This window comes from Pseudomonas sp. 210_17 TE3656 (genome assembly GCF_054821965.1).
The window spans coordinates 153,833-169,952 of record NZ_JBTRBC010000001.1 but is presented as its reverse complement, the minus strand read 5'-3'; the positions used below and the strand labels follow the sequence as shown (position 1 = coordinate 169,952).

General features: G+C 60.8%; 17 protein-coding genes. 7 read left to right on the top strand and 10 right to left on the bottom strand.

The window, feature by feature from the left end:
* Positions 1-23 precede the first annotated feature (23 nt).
* The 4 genes from ACVI9W_RS00830 (at position 24) to chrA (ending at position 5,316) form a co-directional block, all read left to right on the top strand.
* Positions 24-1,004 carry a helix-turn-helix transcriptional regulator gene (locus ACVI9W_RS00830; RefSeq protein WP_461528857.1) on the top strand — a complete coding sequence of 327 codons (981 nt, stop codon included), beginning with the start codon at positions 24-26 and terminating at the stop codon, positions 1,002-1,004.
* Between the two features lie 82 nt (positions 1,005-1,086).
* Positions 1,087-2,829 (top strand): amidohydrolase, encoded by a 1,743-nt coding sequence (locus ACVI9W_RS00825; protein ID WP_461528856.1) that lies wholly within the window; start codon positions 1,087-1,089, stop codon positions 2,827-2,829.
* 96 nt (positions 2,830-2,925) lie between these two features.
* Complete coding sequence (locus ACVI9W_RS00820; RefSeq protein ID WP_461528855.1) at positions 2,926-3,666, top strand: TorF family putative porin; 741 nt, start codon at positions 2,926-2,928, stop codon at positions 3,664-3,666.
* Positions 3,667-4,128: 462 nt separating this feature from the next.
* The gene (gene chrA / locus ACVI9W_RS00815; RefSeq protein WP_461528854.1) at positions 4,129-5,316 is read left to right on the top strand and encodes a chromate efflux transporter; all 1,188 of its coding nucleotides are present in this window, start codon (positions 4,129-4,131) and stop codon (positions 5,314-5,316) included.
* A gap of 66 nt (positions 5,317-5,382) precedes the next feature.
* Here the strand turns inward: chrA and ACVI9W_RS00810 are convergent, their stop codons facing one another.
* The 4 genes from ACVI9W_RS00810 to ACVI9W_RS00795 form a co-directional block, all read right to left on the bottom strand.
* Positions 5,383-6,618 carry a ComEC/Rec2 family competence protein gene (locus ACVI9W_RS00810; RefSeq protein ID WP_461528853.1) on the bottom strand — a complete coding sequence of 412 codons (1,236 nt, stop codon included), beginning with the start codon at positions 6,616-6,618 and terminating at the stop codon, positions 5,383-5,385.
* Positions 6,619-6,689: 71 nt separating this feature from the next.
* Complete coding sequence (locus ACVI9W_RS00805; RefSeq protein ID WP_461528852.1) at positions 6,690-7,016, bottom strand: DUF7693 family protein; 327 nt, start codon at positions 7,014-7,016, stop codon at positions 6,690-6,692.
* A 42-nt stretch (positions 7,017-7,058) separates the two neighbouring features.
* Positions 7,059-7,445 (bottom strand): hypothetical protein, encoded by a 387-nt coding sequence (locus ACVI9W_RS00800; protein ID WP_038611460.1) that lies wholly within the window; start codon positions 7,443-7,445, stop codon positions 7,059-7,061.
* Between the two features lie 81 nt (positions 7,446-7,526).
* Entirely contained in the window at positions 7,527-8,261 is a 735-nt protein-coding gene (locus ACVI9W_RS00795; RefSeq protein WP_461528851.1) for a hypothetical protein, read from the bottom strand.
* Between the two features lie 125 nt (positions 8,262-8,386).
* On the opposite strand from ACVI9W_RS00795, the gene ACVI9W_RS00790 reads away from it, so the two are divergent.
* A complete protein-coding gene (locus ACVI9W_RS00790) occupies positions 8,387-8,944 on the top strand; it encodes a MarR family winged helix-turn-helix transcriptional regulator (protein WP_461528850.1) in 558 nt (185 codons plus the stop codon).
* Positions 8,945-8,949: 5 nt separating this feature from the next.
* Positions 8,950-9,630 carry an MOSC domain-containing protein gene (locus ACVI9W_RS00785; protein WP_461528849.1) on the top strand — a complete coding sequence of 227 codons (681 nt, stop codon included), beginning with the start codon at positions 8,950-8,952 and terminating at the stop codon, positions 9,628-9,630.
* A 76-nt stretch (positions 9,631-9,706) separates the two neighbouring features.
* On the opposite strand, the gene ACVI9W_RS00780 is transcribed toward ACVI9W_RS00785, so the two are convergent.
* Together ACVI9W_RS00780 and ACVI9W_RS00775 are read right to left on the bottom strand one after the other, a co-directional pair.
* Positions 9,707-10,780, bottom strand: coding sequence for an NAD(P)-dependent alcohol dehydrogenase (locus ACVI9W_RS00780; RefSeq protein WP_038611450.1), 1,074 nt, complete (start codon positions 10,778-10,780; stop codon positions 9,707-9,709).
* 195 nt (positions 10,781-10,975) lie between these two features.
* Positions 10,976-11,791, bottom strand: a complete 816-nt coding sequence (locus ACVI9W_RS00775) for a gamma-glutamyl-gamma-aminobutyrate hydrolase family protein (RefSeq protein WP_461528848.1) — start codon at positions 11,789-11,791, stop codon at positions 10,976-10,978.
* A 420-nt stretch (positions 11,792-12,211) separates the two neighbouring features.
* Between ACVI9W_RS00775 and ACVI9W_RS00770 the strand changes: the two genes are divergently transcribed.
* Entirely contained in the window at positions 12,212-12,502 is a 291-nt protein-coding gene (locus ACVI9W_RS00770; protein WP_038611444.1) for a hypothetical protein, read from the top strand.
* A gap of 95 nt (positions 12,503-12,597) precedes the next feature.
* Here the strand turns inward: ACVI9W_RS00770 and ACVI9W_RS00765 are convergent, their stop codons facing one another.
* From ACVI9W_RS00765 to ACVI9W_RS00750, 4 genes are read right to left on the bottom strand one after another with little or no spacing between them, the layout of a single operon-like run.
* The gene (locus ACVI9W_RS00765) at positions 12,598-13,386 is read right to left on the bottom strand and encodes an amino acid ABC transporter ATP-binding protein (RefSeq protein ID WP_461528847.1); all 789 of its coding nucleotides are present in this window, start codon (positions 13,384-13,386) and stop codon (positions 12,598-12,600) included.
* 18 nt (positions 13,387-13,404) lie between these two features.
* Entirely contained in the window at positions 13,405-14,646 is a 1,242-nt protein-coding gene (locus ACVI9W_RS00760; protein WP_461528846.1) for an NAD(P)/FAD-dependent oxidoreductase, read from the bottom strand.
* A 24-nt stretch (positions 14,647-14,670) separates the two neighbouring features.
* Positions 14,671-15,381: an ABC transporter permease gene (locus ACVI9W_RS00755; RefSeq protein ID WP_342622318.1), complete on the bottom strand. Its 711-nt coding sequence runs from the start codon at positions 15,379-15,381 to the stop codon at positions 14,671-14,673.
* Entirely contained in the window at positions 15,378-16,097 is a 720-nt protein-coding gene (locus ACVI9W_RS00750) for an ABC transporter permease (RefSeq protein ID WP_038611434.1), read from the bottom strand. Before ACVI9W_RS00750 ends, ACVI9W_RS00755 begins: the two co-directional genes overlap by 4 nt.
* Positions 16,098-16,120 lie beyond the last annotated feature (23 nt).

Below are 16,120 nucleotides of genomic sequence, written 5' to 3'. Positions count from 1 at the left end.
AAGTAAATGGACCACAGCTGTCGATGGCAACGCTCGAAGCGTTCAATCAGTGTGTTCTGCAGCTGGCCAGCCTGGCCCGTGAGCAAGGCAGCTCGCATTTCATCGCCGACGGCTTGCAGGCCTTCCGTCAACTGGTGCCATTCGCCTCGGCCTGGTGGGGGGAAATGTCTGCGAGCGTTTCCAGTGCGCCATTGCAGAGCTGGATGCACGGGCGCATCGACCTGCCGGTATCCTTTGCTACCGAGTGGCGCCACGTCGCAGGCCTGGACAGCTTCGCCCACGACACTCTGGCCAAGCCGGGCAGGGTGATTCGCGACAGCGAGTTCACCGACCCGGTCGAGGCAGTCAACGACTTTGCCCGCCGCTACGACCTCTATCACCTGATGTGCATCACCTTCGAACTGCCGGAGAGCGGTTTGAGCTTTTTCGTCTGCTTGTACCGGGGCGAGGAAGAGCAAGCGTTCAACGCCAGTGAGGAGGGCCTGTTTGCCGCCTTCTGCGCTCACTTGCTGCAATTGTGGCGTTTCCAGGTACAGGACATGATCCGCCTCGACACCGGCAACGGCGCCAGTGATTTCGGTGTCGCCCGTCTGGATGGCAGCCTGCTGTACGTCGGGGCCCGTCTGTGCGCGGCGATACAGCGGGAGGTGCCGGGCTGGAGCGGCTCGGTGTTGCCCGCCGAAGTCACCGCGCAGTTGCACCAGGTGCCCTGTGTGATGCGCCTGGGGCGCTGTGCGCTAACCCTGAGCCCCAACGCCGAACATGTGATCCTGTCACTTGAAGCACCGACTCCTGGCGTTGTGCTTGCGCCCCGTGAACGCACGGCGGCGATGCTCTTCGCCGCTGGCCATTCCTACAAGGAAATCGCCCGGATGCTGTCGCTGAGCCCGGCCACGGTGCGTACCTACCTGCGCAATTGCTATGCGCAACTGGGGGTCAAGAGCAAGGTGGAGCTGGGCTCGGCCTTGCGTTCGGCAGCACCGGCGGTGGAAAAAATCGTCTGACCCTCCTCATTTGCGGAGGTCCGTTCTTTTGTCGCGCGCTATAGGGTGTGCCCAGAGCCGATAAAAACAAGAGAGCGTTCCGATGCAACGAGTGATCCCCAACCTGTTGGCCGCGACCCTGGCCTTTTCTTCCTGGCAGGCCATGGCCGCCGCTGACCTCGTGTTGGTCAACGGCAAGGTATACACCGCCGAGCCCGGCCAGGCCCTGATGCAAGCGGTGGCGGTCAAGGATGGCAAGATTGTGCAAGTGGGCACTGACGCGCAGATCAATGCGCTGGCCGATGCCCACACGCAACGCATCGACCTGGCCGGCAAGGTGCTGATGCCGGGCATGATCGATACCCACAGTCATCCGGTAGCGGGCGCCTTCTCCACGTTGGGCGCTAACCTTGAGGATCAGGTCAAACCGCTGGCGGAACTGGAGCAATGGATACTTGCCGAGGTCAAGGAGGGGCGCGGGCGTGCCGCTGATGTCATCAGCATTGCCAACGTGAGTTCGGCCTATTGGGAGAAAAGTCGCGAACTGGGCCAGCTGTTCAACCAGGGCCGCTGGGCGGATCAGCCGCTGGTGCTCAACGGCATCGATGGCCACACCGGCTGGGCCAACAACGCCATGCTCAAGCGGCTGAAGATCGACGCCGCACGGGTCAAGGGTATGTCAGAACAAGACCGCAGCTATGTCGGTCACGAGGCTGACTTCACGCCGAACGGCTATTTTTCCGAATCTCAATGGGACCAGGTGCGTAGCCAGATTCCTGCCGCCAGTGAAGAGGTCATGCTCAAGGCCGCCCGTGAAGCGGTGCGGATCAACAACCAGTACGGTGTGACCGCCTGGATGGACGCCGCCGCCAACGCTGGCAGTGACGATTCGCTGTTTGATTTCAAAGCCACCGAGCAGAGCTACGGCGTGCTGCCGCTTTATCGCACGCTGGCCGAGAAGGGCGAGCTTAGCGCGCATGTTGCCGCCTTGATGATTGCCAACCCCAAGAGCCGGCCAGCGGACCTTGAGGTATTGGCCAGCGTGATGAACAAGTTTCAGGGCGTGCCCAACTTGAGCTTTCCGGGGATCAAGGTCTTCGTTGACGGTGTGCTGGAGTATCCCGGGCAGACTGCCGCGGTGCTTGCGCCCTACAAGAACAGCCAGAAAAACGGCCAGTTGCTGATCGAGCCCGAACACTTTGGGGAGCTGGTGGCTGCGGCGGAACAGCGCGACTGGATCGTGCATATGCACGCCGTTGGCGACCGGGCGGTGCGCGAGTCACTGAACGGTGTCGAGTACGCGCGCAAGCTCAACAGCAGCGCCAAGGCGCACAGCATCAGTCACCTGCAACTGGTCGACCCCAAGGACTTCCCGCGTTTCAAGCAACTGGGGGTGATCGCCTCGATGCAGCTGCTTTGGGCCACGGGGGAGAGCTACACCGTGGAGCTGGTCAAACCCTACATCAGTGCATCGGCGTACAGCTATCAGTACCCGGCCAACTCCCTGCAACACGCCGGGGCGATGATTGCTGGCGCCAGCGACTGGCCAGTGTCCAGCCCTAACCCGTGGAACGCCATTGCCCAGGCGGTTACCCGCAAAGGGCCGTTGGGGGTGCTCAACGCCAAGGAAAGTGTCGACCGCCAGGTCATGTTCCAGGCCTATACCCTCAATGCCGCCAAGACCCTGCGCCTGGACCAGCAGATCGGCTCGTTGGCGCCCGGCAAGCAGGCTGACCTGATCGTCCTCGATCGGGATGTGTTCAAGGTCAGCAACGATGAGTTGTTCGACACCCAAGTGCTGAAGACTTTCTTCGCCGGCAAACAGGTCTACGCCCCCGCGTCCTGACCGCTCTCTTTGACGAAGCCTGGCTCCTTGCACCGCGAGGGGCCCGGTTTCGCCTGCACGAATCTACCCGCACACCGATAACAACAAGGGTTTTGTATGAACGCACGTGCCATTTTTTCCCTCGCCAGCTTGTTGCTGGCCCCTTTGAGCAGTCAGGCGCTGACGCTGAGCGAAGACTTTTCCCTGGAGCTGGAACTCACCGCTGCCAGCGACTATCGCAGCCGGGGTGTTTCGCAAACCCTTGGCGATCCGGCCCTGCAGGGCGGCGCTACGCTGATCCACAGCAGCGGTTTGTATTTGGGCAGCTGGACGTCCAACGTCGATTTCGGCGACGACTTCAAGACCCGTCAGGAGCTGGAGTACTACGCGGGTTGGTACTGGCAGGCGAGCGATGCCATCAGCCTTGATCTGGGCTACATCAAATATGATTACCCCAAGGAAGGCCAATTCAACCTGAGTGAGGTGTACGCCATCCTCGATCTTTACGGGGTGCAACTGGGCGCCTACTACTCCAATGACACGCCGAATGTCTTTGGTGAGGATCAGGATACGCTCTACACCTATCTCGGTTATACCTTCGCGCTGCCGGGCGAGGTGGGGCTGGCTTTGCGGGCAGGGCGCAATGATGTGAAAGATCCGGCGTTCTGGTCGGCCAGTGGTGATGACCGTAAGGCTTATTACGAGTGGGAGGCGAAGCTTAGCCGTGAGTTTGTCGGGGTTACCTGGGGGGTGAGCTATGTCGACACTGATCTGTCGAAAAGCGAGTGCTTTGGGTGGTATGGGTATGATGATTTGTGCTCGGCGACGGTGGTGGTCAGTGCCAGCAAGACGTTTTGATGGCTGAAGGGGGGGGCTGTGGGAGCGGGCTTGACCCGCGATGCGGCCCCCTGATTTGTTGGCATATCCATTGGCGGTGGTGGCGCTGAGTCACCTTTCCGCCCTTACGGCGGGTTACTTTGGCAAACGCCCCAAAGTAACACAAAGGTCTCGCCCCACCAGGGGCCCTACGCTGCGCTCCGGGTTCCCTCCTTGCGGTGTCGCTACGGGGCATTGCGAGCTACGAGTTGCAAGCAACTCTACGCTTCGCAACTTCGGCTAACGCCGAAGGCGCTGCGCGCTAGCCCCTCCACGACACCTCCACTCGGCCCTACTGGTTAACGGGGCCGGTGGATCAAGATCAAAAGCAGATCAAGATCAAGATCAAGAGCACAATTCGCTTCGCTCTTGCTGTTCGTGAGCGACCGCAATAGCGGCTTTAATCATGTATTGTTCAAAACTACTGCTTTCAGAAGACTGTTCATGCCCCTCAACTACGATCGCAGCCCTTTGCAGGTCTTTCTGGTTTTCCTGCGCCTGGGTTTGACCTCTTTTGGTGGGCCGGTTGCCCATCTTGGCTACTTTCGCGATGAGTTCGTCTGCCGCCGCGGCTGGTTGAGTGAGCGCAGTTATGCCGATCTGGTGACGCTCTGCCAGTTTCTGCCCGGCCCGGCCAGCAGTCAGGTCGGTATCGCGCTGGGGCTGTCGCGTGCGGGTTACCCTGGCGCGCTGGCGGCCTGGCTTGGTTTCACTTTGCCTTCGGCCCTGGCGCTGATGCTCTTTGCGCTGGGTATCGCTAGCTTTGGTGAGGCCATGCCCGCGGGCATTTTGCAGGGGCTGAAAGTGGTGGCGGTGGCGATTGTGGCGCAAGCAGTCTGGGGCATGGCGCGTAATCTTTGTCCGGATGCTCCACGCATATCACTGATGGCTATTGCGGCCTGCCTGGTGTTGCTGGTGCCTTCGGCCTGGGCGCAGGTGGGGGTGATTGTCCTGGCCGGTATTGCTGGTTTGTTCATGTTCGAACCGGCGAAGACTCTTGAGCATGATCCACTGCCCATCACCGTCAGCCATCGCGCAGGCGTGTGCTGGTTGACGCTGTTTTTTCTCCTGCTGCTGGGCTTGCCGCTGCTGGCTGAACTCTGGCCCTGCCAGACCTTGAATATGCTGGACGCGTTCTACCGCACAGGCTCGCTGGTGTTTGGCGGCGGCCATGTCATCCTGCCATTGCTCCAGGCTGAGGTCGTGCCCTCGGGCTGGGTCAGCAACGAGACGTTTCTGGCCGGTTACGGCGCTACCCAGGCCATGCCGGGCCCCTTGTTCACGTTCGCGGCTTTTCTCGGTGCATCAATGCACGGGCCGCAGTCCGGCTGGCTCGGCGGGATGCTGGGGCTGATCGCGATCTTTGTGCCGTCGTTCTTGCTGGTGTTTGCCGCGCTGCCATTTTGGGAGCAACTGCGGCGCAATGTGCGCATGCAGGCGGCGATGCTGGGCATCAACGCGGCGGTGGTTGGCCTGTTGCTGGCGGCGCTGTATCGACCGGTATGGACCAGCGCAATCTTGCAGCCAATGGACTTCGCCTTGGCACTGGTTGCGCTTGTGGCGTTGATGGCCTGGAAGCTGCCGCCATGGCTGGTGGTGATCGGGTGTGGCGCTGCCGGCTGGTTGCTGTAGGCGTGGGCTTGGCCCGCGATAAGGCCTACAACCCAATTGCCAGATCTGACTCAGCGCTCATCATTTTTAGCAGATAAGTTGAACATATTCGAAGCTCTTGTCTGTTACCAATACCGGAATGGATCTATGACGGTAAATGGTACTGAATACATTACCTGCAGGATGTCCATGACCGTTGGTGGTACCTACCGCGATCGGACAAATTACGGGGTGTTGCAACAATGCGCCGGTATGAAAGCAAGCGCTTGCACCATGATGTGGAACTTGCAGGGTGCCTACATGATCCCATACACGGGAAAACACCTGCTGTACCGCGACGCTGTTCAGGTCGCCGTCACCCGTATAAAGACAGCCGGGCTTGTTGAAACTCCAGCGCCAGGGGTACAGCAGTGAAGGGAAATAAATGGTTCGCGGTCCATGGGACTGTGGGGGATGAATGAAATCAGCAAAACCGTTGAACGGTAATACGGGAAGGTGATTCAGATTTCGAGGAGGTGTGCTGGGCAGCGCTGAGAATTTGCGTCTGGCCTCCCAGTAAGAAATGAGCTTCAGCGATGTTGTCGTCTGCTCCGGGCCGGAGTACACAAAGAGCGAGTTCTGGTTTATGCCACCAGGAAGACCGTTGTAAATTGCTTTGAGTTGAGCGCGATTGTATATCGCTCTGTCCAGGGTGTAACCCGGGTCCGTTCGCAGGCTGGTCAGGTCGTAATGGGCGGCGACCAGTGCTGTTTCCAACGCGCTTCGGCGGGAGGCGCAACGGTGGTTGTGAGGGATGAAGGTCCAGTCATGCCCAGCAGGGGCCGAAGGCAGGCCGATTCTGATACGGGTGCCACTGGGCAGGTGCCCGGATGGTGTTTGATCGGTGAATGTAATGGGGTCGCGAGGGTTACCGTCAACGCCATCAGAGGGTTCAATCTGAATGATCCGGGTGTGTGGACCAAAGAACTTCTGCGGATGGTTTATCAAGGTGAGAATGTTGTGGCCCAGCGCACGAAAAAGATTGGTCAGTAATATCCTCTCGTCGTCATGTAGCAGCGGCAGTACTACTTTCTTGATTTGCCCGACATGCCCTTTGAGCACATTCAACATGCTCACATGGTCTGAATCAAAGTGCGAAATAAAGAGTACATCGATATCTCTGCCATGGAGATCCGGATGCTGGACAACATAATCCCGATCCCTGCGGTTGCCATTAACGCCGCAGTCATAAACGATCGTAAAGCGATCGCCGCCGGCGAACAGATGCTGTTCGGTGAAGAATCCCCCTTGGCCGATAGGGTGGAATGTCCTTTTGATTTGCATACGTAACAGTCCTTTGTGCAGGTGCTCAACCAGGGGCGGGCAGTCTACGGATCATATCATTTTGATATTGTTCAGGCAGGTTGTGCCACGTATGCGCCTGTGGGTTTCTGCCTCAGAAGTTGCTCGATCTGTGCCATCTCCCAGGTGCTAAGCAGGCTGACCGGGTTGGTGCCATAGCGTTGCCAGGTGTCCAGCGAGCCCTCTCGGCCATCCGGGTGCCTGCAGTGTTCGCAGTGGTGCAGGCGATCGCCTTCAAAATCCAGCAGCAGTTGCCAGCCATCGATATCGACCCATCGCTGTCCGTCGAGCTGATGCTGTTGCACAAGCTGCAGGGAGCGTACGCCGAGGGCGGCGTCGCGCAATTGTTGGTAGACCTCGCGAGAGTGCAGGGTGGGCATCGGTATCAGCTCGGCAAATGCCAAGTGTAGCGTGGCAGCCCTTCAGGCATCACGCAGCAAATCTTGGGCGTCCAGCAGCCGGTAGGCGATCTGTGGCTGACGCTCCAGCGCCCGGCGGATGGCGGCGGGGATGCTCTGCCGGGTTTTGCGGCACAGGCCCGGCAGTTCTTCGATCTGGATGTTGAAGCCGCGCATGGTGCGCACTTCGTTGTCGCTGGGGCTGATCTGCAGGCGTATGCCGAGGTTCTCAAAGAGCTTGCGCTGCATGTGCTCCAGGTCTGCCAGGCTCTGCAGATTTTCCAGGCGCTCGAGCAGGCGCTTTTCTTCCTCGCGGGTCAGCAGCAGGATGCGCATGTCCTGCAGCGTTTCACGGCCGCAATTGCAGGCGCCGGGCGGGCAGGGAGAGCGGGTCGGCAGGGAGGCGTTCATGACCTCCAGCATAGCGACGCTAACCGGCTTTTGCCCAGAGGCGAGCCGCAGCCTGTCGTCGGGCGGCTCGCCTGCTGTCGCTTAATCCTGCTTGAGCTTCCAGGTGCCCGGCAACGACAGGTCACCGGAGCTGATGTCCCACACGCTGCTGACACACAGAAACGGGTCGTGCAGGTCGGCGTTGACCTTCAGCGCTGCGGTTACACCGTCGTAATTGAAGCTCTGCGGAAAGCCTACCGCCGCCAGCGGTACGCTGATCTGTGCAGCGTTCTTGTCCACGCTCAGTGCGTAACCGGGAGAGTCGATGTAGATCGGTGCACCCGGCCAGGTGGCGGGCAATTTCGGTTTTGCCCCTTTGGGTATGTCGCGCACCTTGAGCCCGCTCGGGCCGCAGCTTTCATCTTTACTCAACACCACCCAGTGGGAGTGCCACAGGCCACCGTCGTTGTCGGTCTTGCCATCGCGGTTTTCATCGAGCTGCGGGGTGTCATCGAAGTCCGGGTGCGAGGTCAGGGCCAGGGCCAGAATACCGGCCTTGGCTTCGAAGCCGACGCTGCTGCTGTCCAGGCTGGTGGGCCAGACATAGCTGTAGACCTCGGCCCCGGCGAAAGAGCCCTTGGCGCTCGGCAGGCGGCTGCCGGCCTTGCCGTCGACCAGCTGTTCGAACACCAGATTGTCGCCTTGCTTGAAGACGCGGGTCTGGACCAGGTCGAAGGCGGCTTCGGCATTGCCTTTGGCACTGCTGATGCCAGGGTTTTCATGGGCCCAGACCTGGGTGGCGAGCAGACTGAGGGTGAAGGCCAGGGTACGTTTCATGGAATGGCTCCTACTAGGTTTATGGTTTCGAATCGATACCAAATAGCCTAAGCTCATCCTGATCTTTGTCAATATAGTTTTTATTCGATACTATCTATCGACGTGATCAACCGAGGCTACACACCGTGCTATTCGACCTGTTGGAAAGGCTGTCGAGCCTGACCCGCGTGTGGTTTCGCCAGCACCCGTTGTTGGCCGATCTGCAGCCGATTCAGCTCAGCGCTTTGCTGTACCTGGCGCGCTGCAACCGTTATTCCAATACCCCGCTGGCGGTAACCGAGTACCTGGGGCTGACCAAGGGCACGGTCTCGCAATCGCTCAAGGCCCTGGAGGCCAAGGGCTTGATCGTCAAGACCCAGGATGCCGCGGACAAACGCAGCGTGCACCTGAGCCTGACCGAACCCGCCCGGGCCTTGCTCGATGCGGTGATGCCGCCGGATTTTCTCGCGGCGGCGAGCGCGCGCATGGGCACGCGTGCCCAGGATTTGGAAAACCTGCTGGCTGACCTGCTGCGTACGGTCCAGCGCAACGAAAACGTGCCGGGATTCGGTCTGTGCAAGACCTGCCGGTTTCATCGCAAGACTGCCAGTGGCGGCTTTTGTGAGCTGACCCAGGAGCCGCTGACTACAGGCGAGCGCGATTTGATTTGCCGCGAGCATCAACTCGCCGAACTGACGGAGTAATGCCGATGAAGCTTGAAACTGTTTTGACCGGTAAGGCCGTACCTTTCACCCGGCCAGGTTCCAGTAGTGCTATCGCCAAACAGCCACGCAGCGGCGAACTGGCCGTGACGGAGCTCGGTCTGGCTGGCGACGAACAGGGTGATCTGCGGGTGCATGGCGGCAAGGAAAAAGCGATTCATCATTACCCGCGCGAGCACTATGCGCTGTGGGCTGAAGAGCTGGGTGAGCACCCGTTGCTACAGGCACCCGGCGCCTTTGGCGAGAACCTCAGCACCTACGGCTGGACCGAGCAGAGCGTGTGCCTGGGCGATCGTTTGCGGGTGGGCACGGCGGTGCTGGAAATTTCCCAGGGGCGCATGCCGTGCTGGAAGCTCAATGATCGCTTCGGGGTCAAGGACATGTCGCTGCGCGTCCAGCAAAGCGGTCGTACCGGTTGGTATTACCGGGTGCTGGAGGAGGGCGTGCTGGCAGCGGGGATGGCCTTCGAACTGCTCGAACGGCCTCATCCGCAGTGGTCGGTAGCGCGGCTGTCGTCAGTATTGTTCGACAAGCGCGTGGACCGTGAAATCATTCGCCAGTGCCTGGAATTGCCCCTGGTACCGAACTGGCAGCGAACCCTGGCGCGGCGCCTGGAACAGGCTGAAGTGGAGGACTGGGCCCCGCGTCTGCAGGGGCCACAGGTGTAGAATTCTTCGCGGGGCAAGCCCGCTCCCACCGGGATTGTGATAACCCGGTGGGAGCGGGCTTGCCCCGCGAAAAGACTCAAGGCGTAATCGCGACTTTCATCACCCCGTCGCGCTGATGCGCAAACAGCTCATAGGCGGCCTCGATATCGTCCAGCTTGAAGCGGTGGGTGACCAACGGCTTGAGATCGACGCTGCCACTGCCGACCACTTCCATCAACCGGCGCATGCGCTCCTTGCCACCGGGGCACAGGGTACTGACGATGCTGTAGTCACCCAGGCCTGCGGCAAACGCCGACAGCGGGATGGTCAGGTCAGACGAATACACGCCCAGGCTCGACAAGGTGCCGCCCGGACGCAGGATGCGCAGGGCCGATTCGAAGGTCGACTGGGTGCCGAGCGCTTCGATGGCGACATCCACACCGCGGCCGTGGGTCAGGGCCATGATCTGCTCCACCACATTGCCCTGCTTGAAATCGACCACATGCGTGGCCCCCAGCTGACGTGCAACAGTCAGTCGCGCAGCAACGGTGTCGACACCGATGATAGTGGTTGCGCCCATCAGCCGGGCACCTGCCACGGCGCACAGGCCGATAGGTCCGAGGGCGAACACCGCGACCGTGTCACCGATCCGCACGCCACCGCGTTCGGCGCCGGAAAAGCCGGTGGACATGATGTCCGGGCACATCAGCACCTGTTCATCGCTCAGACCGTCGGGGATTGGTGACAGGTTGGCCATGGCGTCTGGCACCAGTACATATTCGGCCTGGCAGCCATCGATGGTATTGCCAAACTTCCAGCCGCCTGCGGGGCGAAAGCCGTGTGGCGTGCCTGGACCGTCCTGGGACGCGCAGCCGCACAGGCAGGCGTAACTGTGGCCGCTGGGAGTGATCGCACCGGCGATGACCCGTTGACCTTCAGTGAAGCCTTGAACCTGGCTGCCGAGCTTTTCAATGATGCCGACCGGCTCGTGACCGATGGTCAGGCCTTTGGCGACCGGGTACTCGCCGCGCAGGATGTGCACGTCGGTACCGCAGATTGTCGTGGTGGTTACGCGCACCAGCGCGTCGGAAGGCCCCACTTCGGGGATGGGTTTTTCATCCAGAACAATGCGGTTCTTTTCAACGAAGATTGCCGCTTTCATGCGGGACATGGCCATTTCTCCTGAACAGGTGTGCGTGGCTGGGGCGTGCAGTCTGCGTTCAGGGTGCGCGTTTGGCGGGCGTAAGGCCAGTGATCAGGATCAATTGTAGGAGCGGATTCATCCGCGATGGGGCGCACAGCGGCCCCGTAAATGGGCCTGCTGCGCAGTCCATCGCGGATGAATCCGCTCCTACAGGCGGCTGGATCAGGCAGCGGAGCTCAGTTTGTTACCGCCTTGAGCCTTGACCATCTGCTTGCGGCAGGCGTCGCCAAAGGCCTGGAACATCTTCACCGAATCCGGGTTCTTCGCTGCTTGCCATTCCGGGTGCCATTGCACGGCGAACAGGAAGGGCGACAGGCTTGGCGCGTGGATAGCCTCTACCAGGCCATCTTCAGCGTGGGCCAGCGGCTCGATGCCTTTGCCGAGGTTTTTCAGGCCCTGGCCGTGCAGCGAGTTGACGCGGATCTCGTCGCTTTGCAGCAGCTTCTGCAACCAGCTGCCTTGCGCCAGGCGCACGCTGTGCACCGCGCTGTACTGCACGTCTACCGGATCTTCGGAGTTTTCCCGGTGATCGTTGAAGCCGGCTTCTGCGTAGACCTTCTGGTAGATGTCGCCACCCAGGGCTACGTTGATTTCCTGCATGCCACGGCAGATGCCGAAGATCGGCAGGCCACGGGCGATGGCGGCTTTCACCAAAGGCAGGTCGAACAGGTCGCGGTCACGATCCTGGGCTTTGCCCGGAGTCTGGTTTTCCTGGCCGTAGAGCGCTGGGTCGATGTTGCTGCCAGCACCGGTGAGGTAAACACCGTCAGCCATGTCCAGGTAGGTTTCGAGGTCTTCGATACCGCAGCAGGTCGGTACCAGGACGGGTACGCAACCGGCATGTTCAACCAGCGGCACGATGTATTTGTGGGTCATGACCTGATAGTCGTGACCTTTGCGCTCCTGGGCGCCCATGGTCATCAGGACGACGGGTTTGCGAAGGGTTTGTTTCTTATTGCCAATGTTGCTGTTGGGCATATGTCACCTTGGGACAGGCGCGGCCTGTCATTATTGTGCAGGCGCGCTGCTGAAACCTTTGCGCTACCTGAGGTTTCGAGCACTGCCGGAAGGGCGCTGAGGGCCCGTATTTCCGGTCGAAACCTGTCATACAGCTTGCCAGAGCCGTTTAATATGTCAAACGACTTCAGATTGCGCGGGCGAAGCTTGTCATTGCTTCGGTGCAATTATCGCTGTGCATGCCTTGCCAGCCGGCACTGTGAGCGTTTTTCGCGGTTAATTATATTTGACAGTCAGGCGGCCACTGGCCACCTATACTTAATGCCATCGGCAACAGCCTGCTGTCGTTGACCGGGTCAAGACGCCTCTGATCCTGTGGTCGTGCCTTTGTAGTCGTCGGATGCGAGTCGTCCTCTCTCAACGCTGCAAGGGGTACAGATCATGGATATTGTCAGTCTGGTGGTTCAGATCATTGCCGGGGTAGTGGGCGGCAATGCCGTCGGCATGAGCAAACAAAGCATGGGGCCTGGGCTCAACTCGATCGTCGGTGGTATCGGCGGGGTAGTGCTCGGGCAGATTATCGCGGCGGTAACCGGTGAGCCTGCGGCTGCGGCCGCCGGTGGTGGAGTGGACCTGGCAGCGTTGATCAGCAGCATTATCGGTGGCGGTGCCGGGGGCGCGGTGCTGACCTTCATCATTGGTTTGATCAAGTCGAAGATGCATCCGCAATAGAGGTGAATCTATCGCGGGGCAAGCCCGCTCCCACCGGGTCATCACAGTCCCGGTGGGAGCGGCGGTGCGACGACTCGACTTGCCCCGCGATTGCGTCAGTGCAAAATCTGCGCGAGAAAGCCCTTGGCCCGCGCAGTCTGCGGGTTATTGAAAAACGCCTCGGGGCTGGCATCTTCAATAATCTGCCCGCCATCGAGAAACAGCACCCGCTCGGCCACCTGACGGGCAAAGCCCATTTCGTGGGTGACGCAGAGCATGGTCATGCCGGTGTCCGCCAGTTTCACCAGCACATCCAGCACTTCGGCGACCATTTCCGGATCGAGCGCCGAGGTCGGCTCGTCGAACAGCATGATCTTCGGTTTCATGCACAGCGCCCGGGCAATCGCTACACGCTGTTGCTGGCCGCCAGAGAGCTGGCTGGGGTATTTGTTGGCCTGGCTCTCGATACCCACCTTGTTCAGGTAGAAACGCGCATGTTCCTCCGCTTCCTTGCGCGACAGACCGCGCACGCTCATCGGCGCAAGGGTGCAGTTATCCAGCACGCTCATGTGCGGGAACAGGTTGAAGTGCTGGAACACCATGCCGATTTCACTGCGCACATCGGCGGCCTGGCGGGTGGTCAGGGCAAGGTCCGTGTCGTTGACGCGGATGTGGCCCTTCTCGGCGATTTCCAGGCGGTTGATGCAGCGGATCAGCGTGGACTTTCCCGAACCCGAAGGCCCGCACAGGACAATACGCTCGCCCTCGCGCACATTCAGGTTGATGTCGTGCAGCACATGATAGGCGCCGTAATGTTTGTTCAAACCCTCGATGCTGACCACGATCTTGCGCGGGTCGGCGTGCGGGGTAGGGCTGGTTGCTGCAAGGCTCAGTGAAGCGGTCATATTGTTATTCTCCCGCGATCAATTGAAGCGTGCCGCGCTGTAGGGCGCAGGGTCGGTAAAGGTCGCCTCGCCGGTGATCATCTCGGCCAGCAGGCGGCCGCTGACCGGCCCCAGCGTCAGACCATGATGGGCGTGACCGAAGTTGAACCACAGGCCCTTGTGCCGCGCCGCCGGGCCGATCACCGGGCGCATGTCCGGCAGGCAAGGGCGTCGCCCCAGCCACGGCTGGGCGTCGAGGCGCTGGCCAAGGGGGAAAATCTTGCGCGCCAGGGCTTCACAGCGCTTGAGCTGAATCTCGTTGGCCGCGTCGCTGCTGGCCGCGAACTCGATGCCGGTGGTCAGGCGGATACCCTGGGCCATCGGTGCGAGTACGTAGCCGCCCTGGCCATCGCAGATTGAATGCTTGAGTTCGGCACCGTCACGGCCCTGGTAGTGCATGTGATAGCCGCGTTTGATTTCCAGCGGAATGCGATAACCCAGCGGCTTGAACAGGTCAGCCGATTGCGGGCCGAGGGCGATTACTACCTCGGGTGCGGTGATCGGACCCTGGCGGCTGTCGACCTGCCATTCGCTGTCGATCTGGCGCAGGGTGCGTGCATCGCCATGGATGAACTGGCCGCCGCGTTTGACGAACAGGGCGGTGTAGCCACGGGTCAGGCCGCCGGGGTTGGTGACGGTCTTGGGGTCGAGCCAGTGGATGCCGCCTACCACGTTATCGCTCAGGTCGGTTTCGCGTTGATGCAGTTGCTGGCGATCAAGCACCTCGTAGCTCAGGCCGTAGGGCGCCAGGGCATGGGCATCGGCTTTAGCCTTGCTGAAGGCAGCGTCGTTGCGAAACACCTCGATCCAGCCATTGGCCTTGACCAGATCGCCAAGCCCGGCGGCATCGATCAGGGCGTCGTGTTCTTCCACGCAACGCTGCACCAGCGGCAGCATGGCCTGGGTGGCAACCTGCAGGCCGGCGGCCGAGGAGTTCTGCCAGTACTTGAACAGCCAGGGCGCGATCTTCGGTACGCGAGTCAGGCTGTAGCGCACGTCGGACTGGCGATTGAGGCCGTAGCGCAGCAGGCTCGACAGCTCCCGCGGAAAGGCATAGGGGATCACGCTGGAACGCTCGATCAGACCGGCGTTGCCATGACTGGTGCCGCTGCCCGGTTCGTCGCGGTCGATGAGGATGACCTTGCGGCCGCGGGCCTGCAGGTGAAGGGCCGTGCTGACGCCGACGATACCGGCGCCCAGAACGATGGTTTGACAATGCATTGGAACGGTCCTCACAGCAGGCTATCAGGGCAGATGGCGGCCCAGTCGGGCTTCTATGTGTTTCAGGCTGCGGCGCACGATCTCGACGATCAGCAGGTAGAGCACGGCGGCCCACAGGTAGATCTGGAAATCGAAACTGCGCGAGAAGGCCAGTTTGGTCACGCCCATCAGGTCGTAGATGGTCACCAGCGAGGCAATCGCGCTGGCCTTGATCATCAGGATCAGTTCGTTGCCCAGCGGGCCGATGGCGACGATCATCGATTGCGGCAGGATCACCTTGAAGAAGGTGGTCGAGCGCTTCAGGCTCAGGGCCTTGGCCGCTTCATACTGGCCGGGGGCGACTGCCAGCAGGGCACCGCGGAAGATCTCCGCCTGGTAGGCCGCGGTGTTGAGGACGAAAGCCAGCAGCGTGCAGTACCAGGCTTCGCGGAAGAACCACCACATTCCCACGTCCTGCCAGAAGCCCTTGAGCGAACCCAGGCCGTAGTACAGCAAGAACAGCTGGGCCAGCAGTGGCGAGCCACGGAAGAAGTAGATGTAACCGGCACTCAGGCGTTGCAACAGCAGGCTGTTGGACAGCCGCGCCAAGGCCAGCAGCATGCCGAGCAGGGCGCCGAGGGTGAAGGAAATTGCCACCAGCTTGCCGGTGACCAGCAGGCCGTCGATAAAACGCGGGCCGTAGCGTTCCAGCAGGTCGGGATCGAGGACCAGTGCCAGCAGTTGATCGAAACTCATGTCCGGGCACTCCGCAGGTGACGACTGAAGTACTGCTCGATAAACACGAAGACCCGTCCCGACAACGCCGAGAACAGCAGGTATCCGAGGCAGGCCACGCCATAGAAGAACATCGGTTCCTTGGTCACGCTGACCGCGAGGTTGGTCTGGCGCATCAGGTCGACCAGGGAAATGGTCGAGACCAGCGAGGTGTCCTTGAGCAGCGACAGCCAGTTGTTCGACAGGCCGGGCATGGCAATGCGCACCAGTTGCGGGAAAATCACCTTGCGAAAGGTCGTGGCCTTGCTCAGGCCCAGGGCCTGGGAGGCTTCGTACTGGCCTTTGGCGACGGTTTTGAACGCGCCCAGCCAGATTTCGCTGGAGAACGCGGCAAATACCAGGCTGAAGGCGATCATTGCGGCGAGGAAGGTGTTGATCAGTACCTCGCCTTCATAGCCCATGGCGGCGAGGATTTTCTGCGCGGCGATCTGGCAGCCGTAGTAGATGATCAACAATGTCAGCAGCTCAGGCAGACCGCGGAACACGGTAGAAAAGACGGTGGCCACGGCGCGGGGAAAGCGCTTGCGCGAGCGCGCCATCAAGGCCACGCCCAGACCGAGGGGCAAACCGATGGGCAGGCAGGCCAGGGCCAGGGAAATGGTCACCAGCGCGCCGGCCAGCAGGGCCTGGCCCCAGCCGCCGCTCGCGAAGGATAACAGGGACAGTTGTTCGAGCATGGGCGAACCCTCTTGCAAGACAG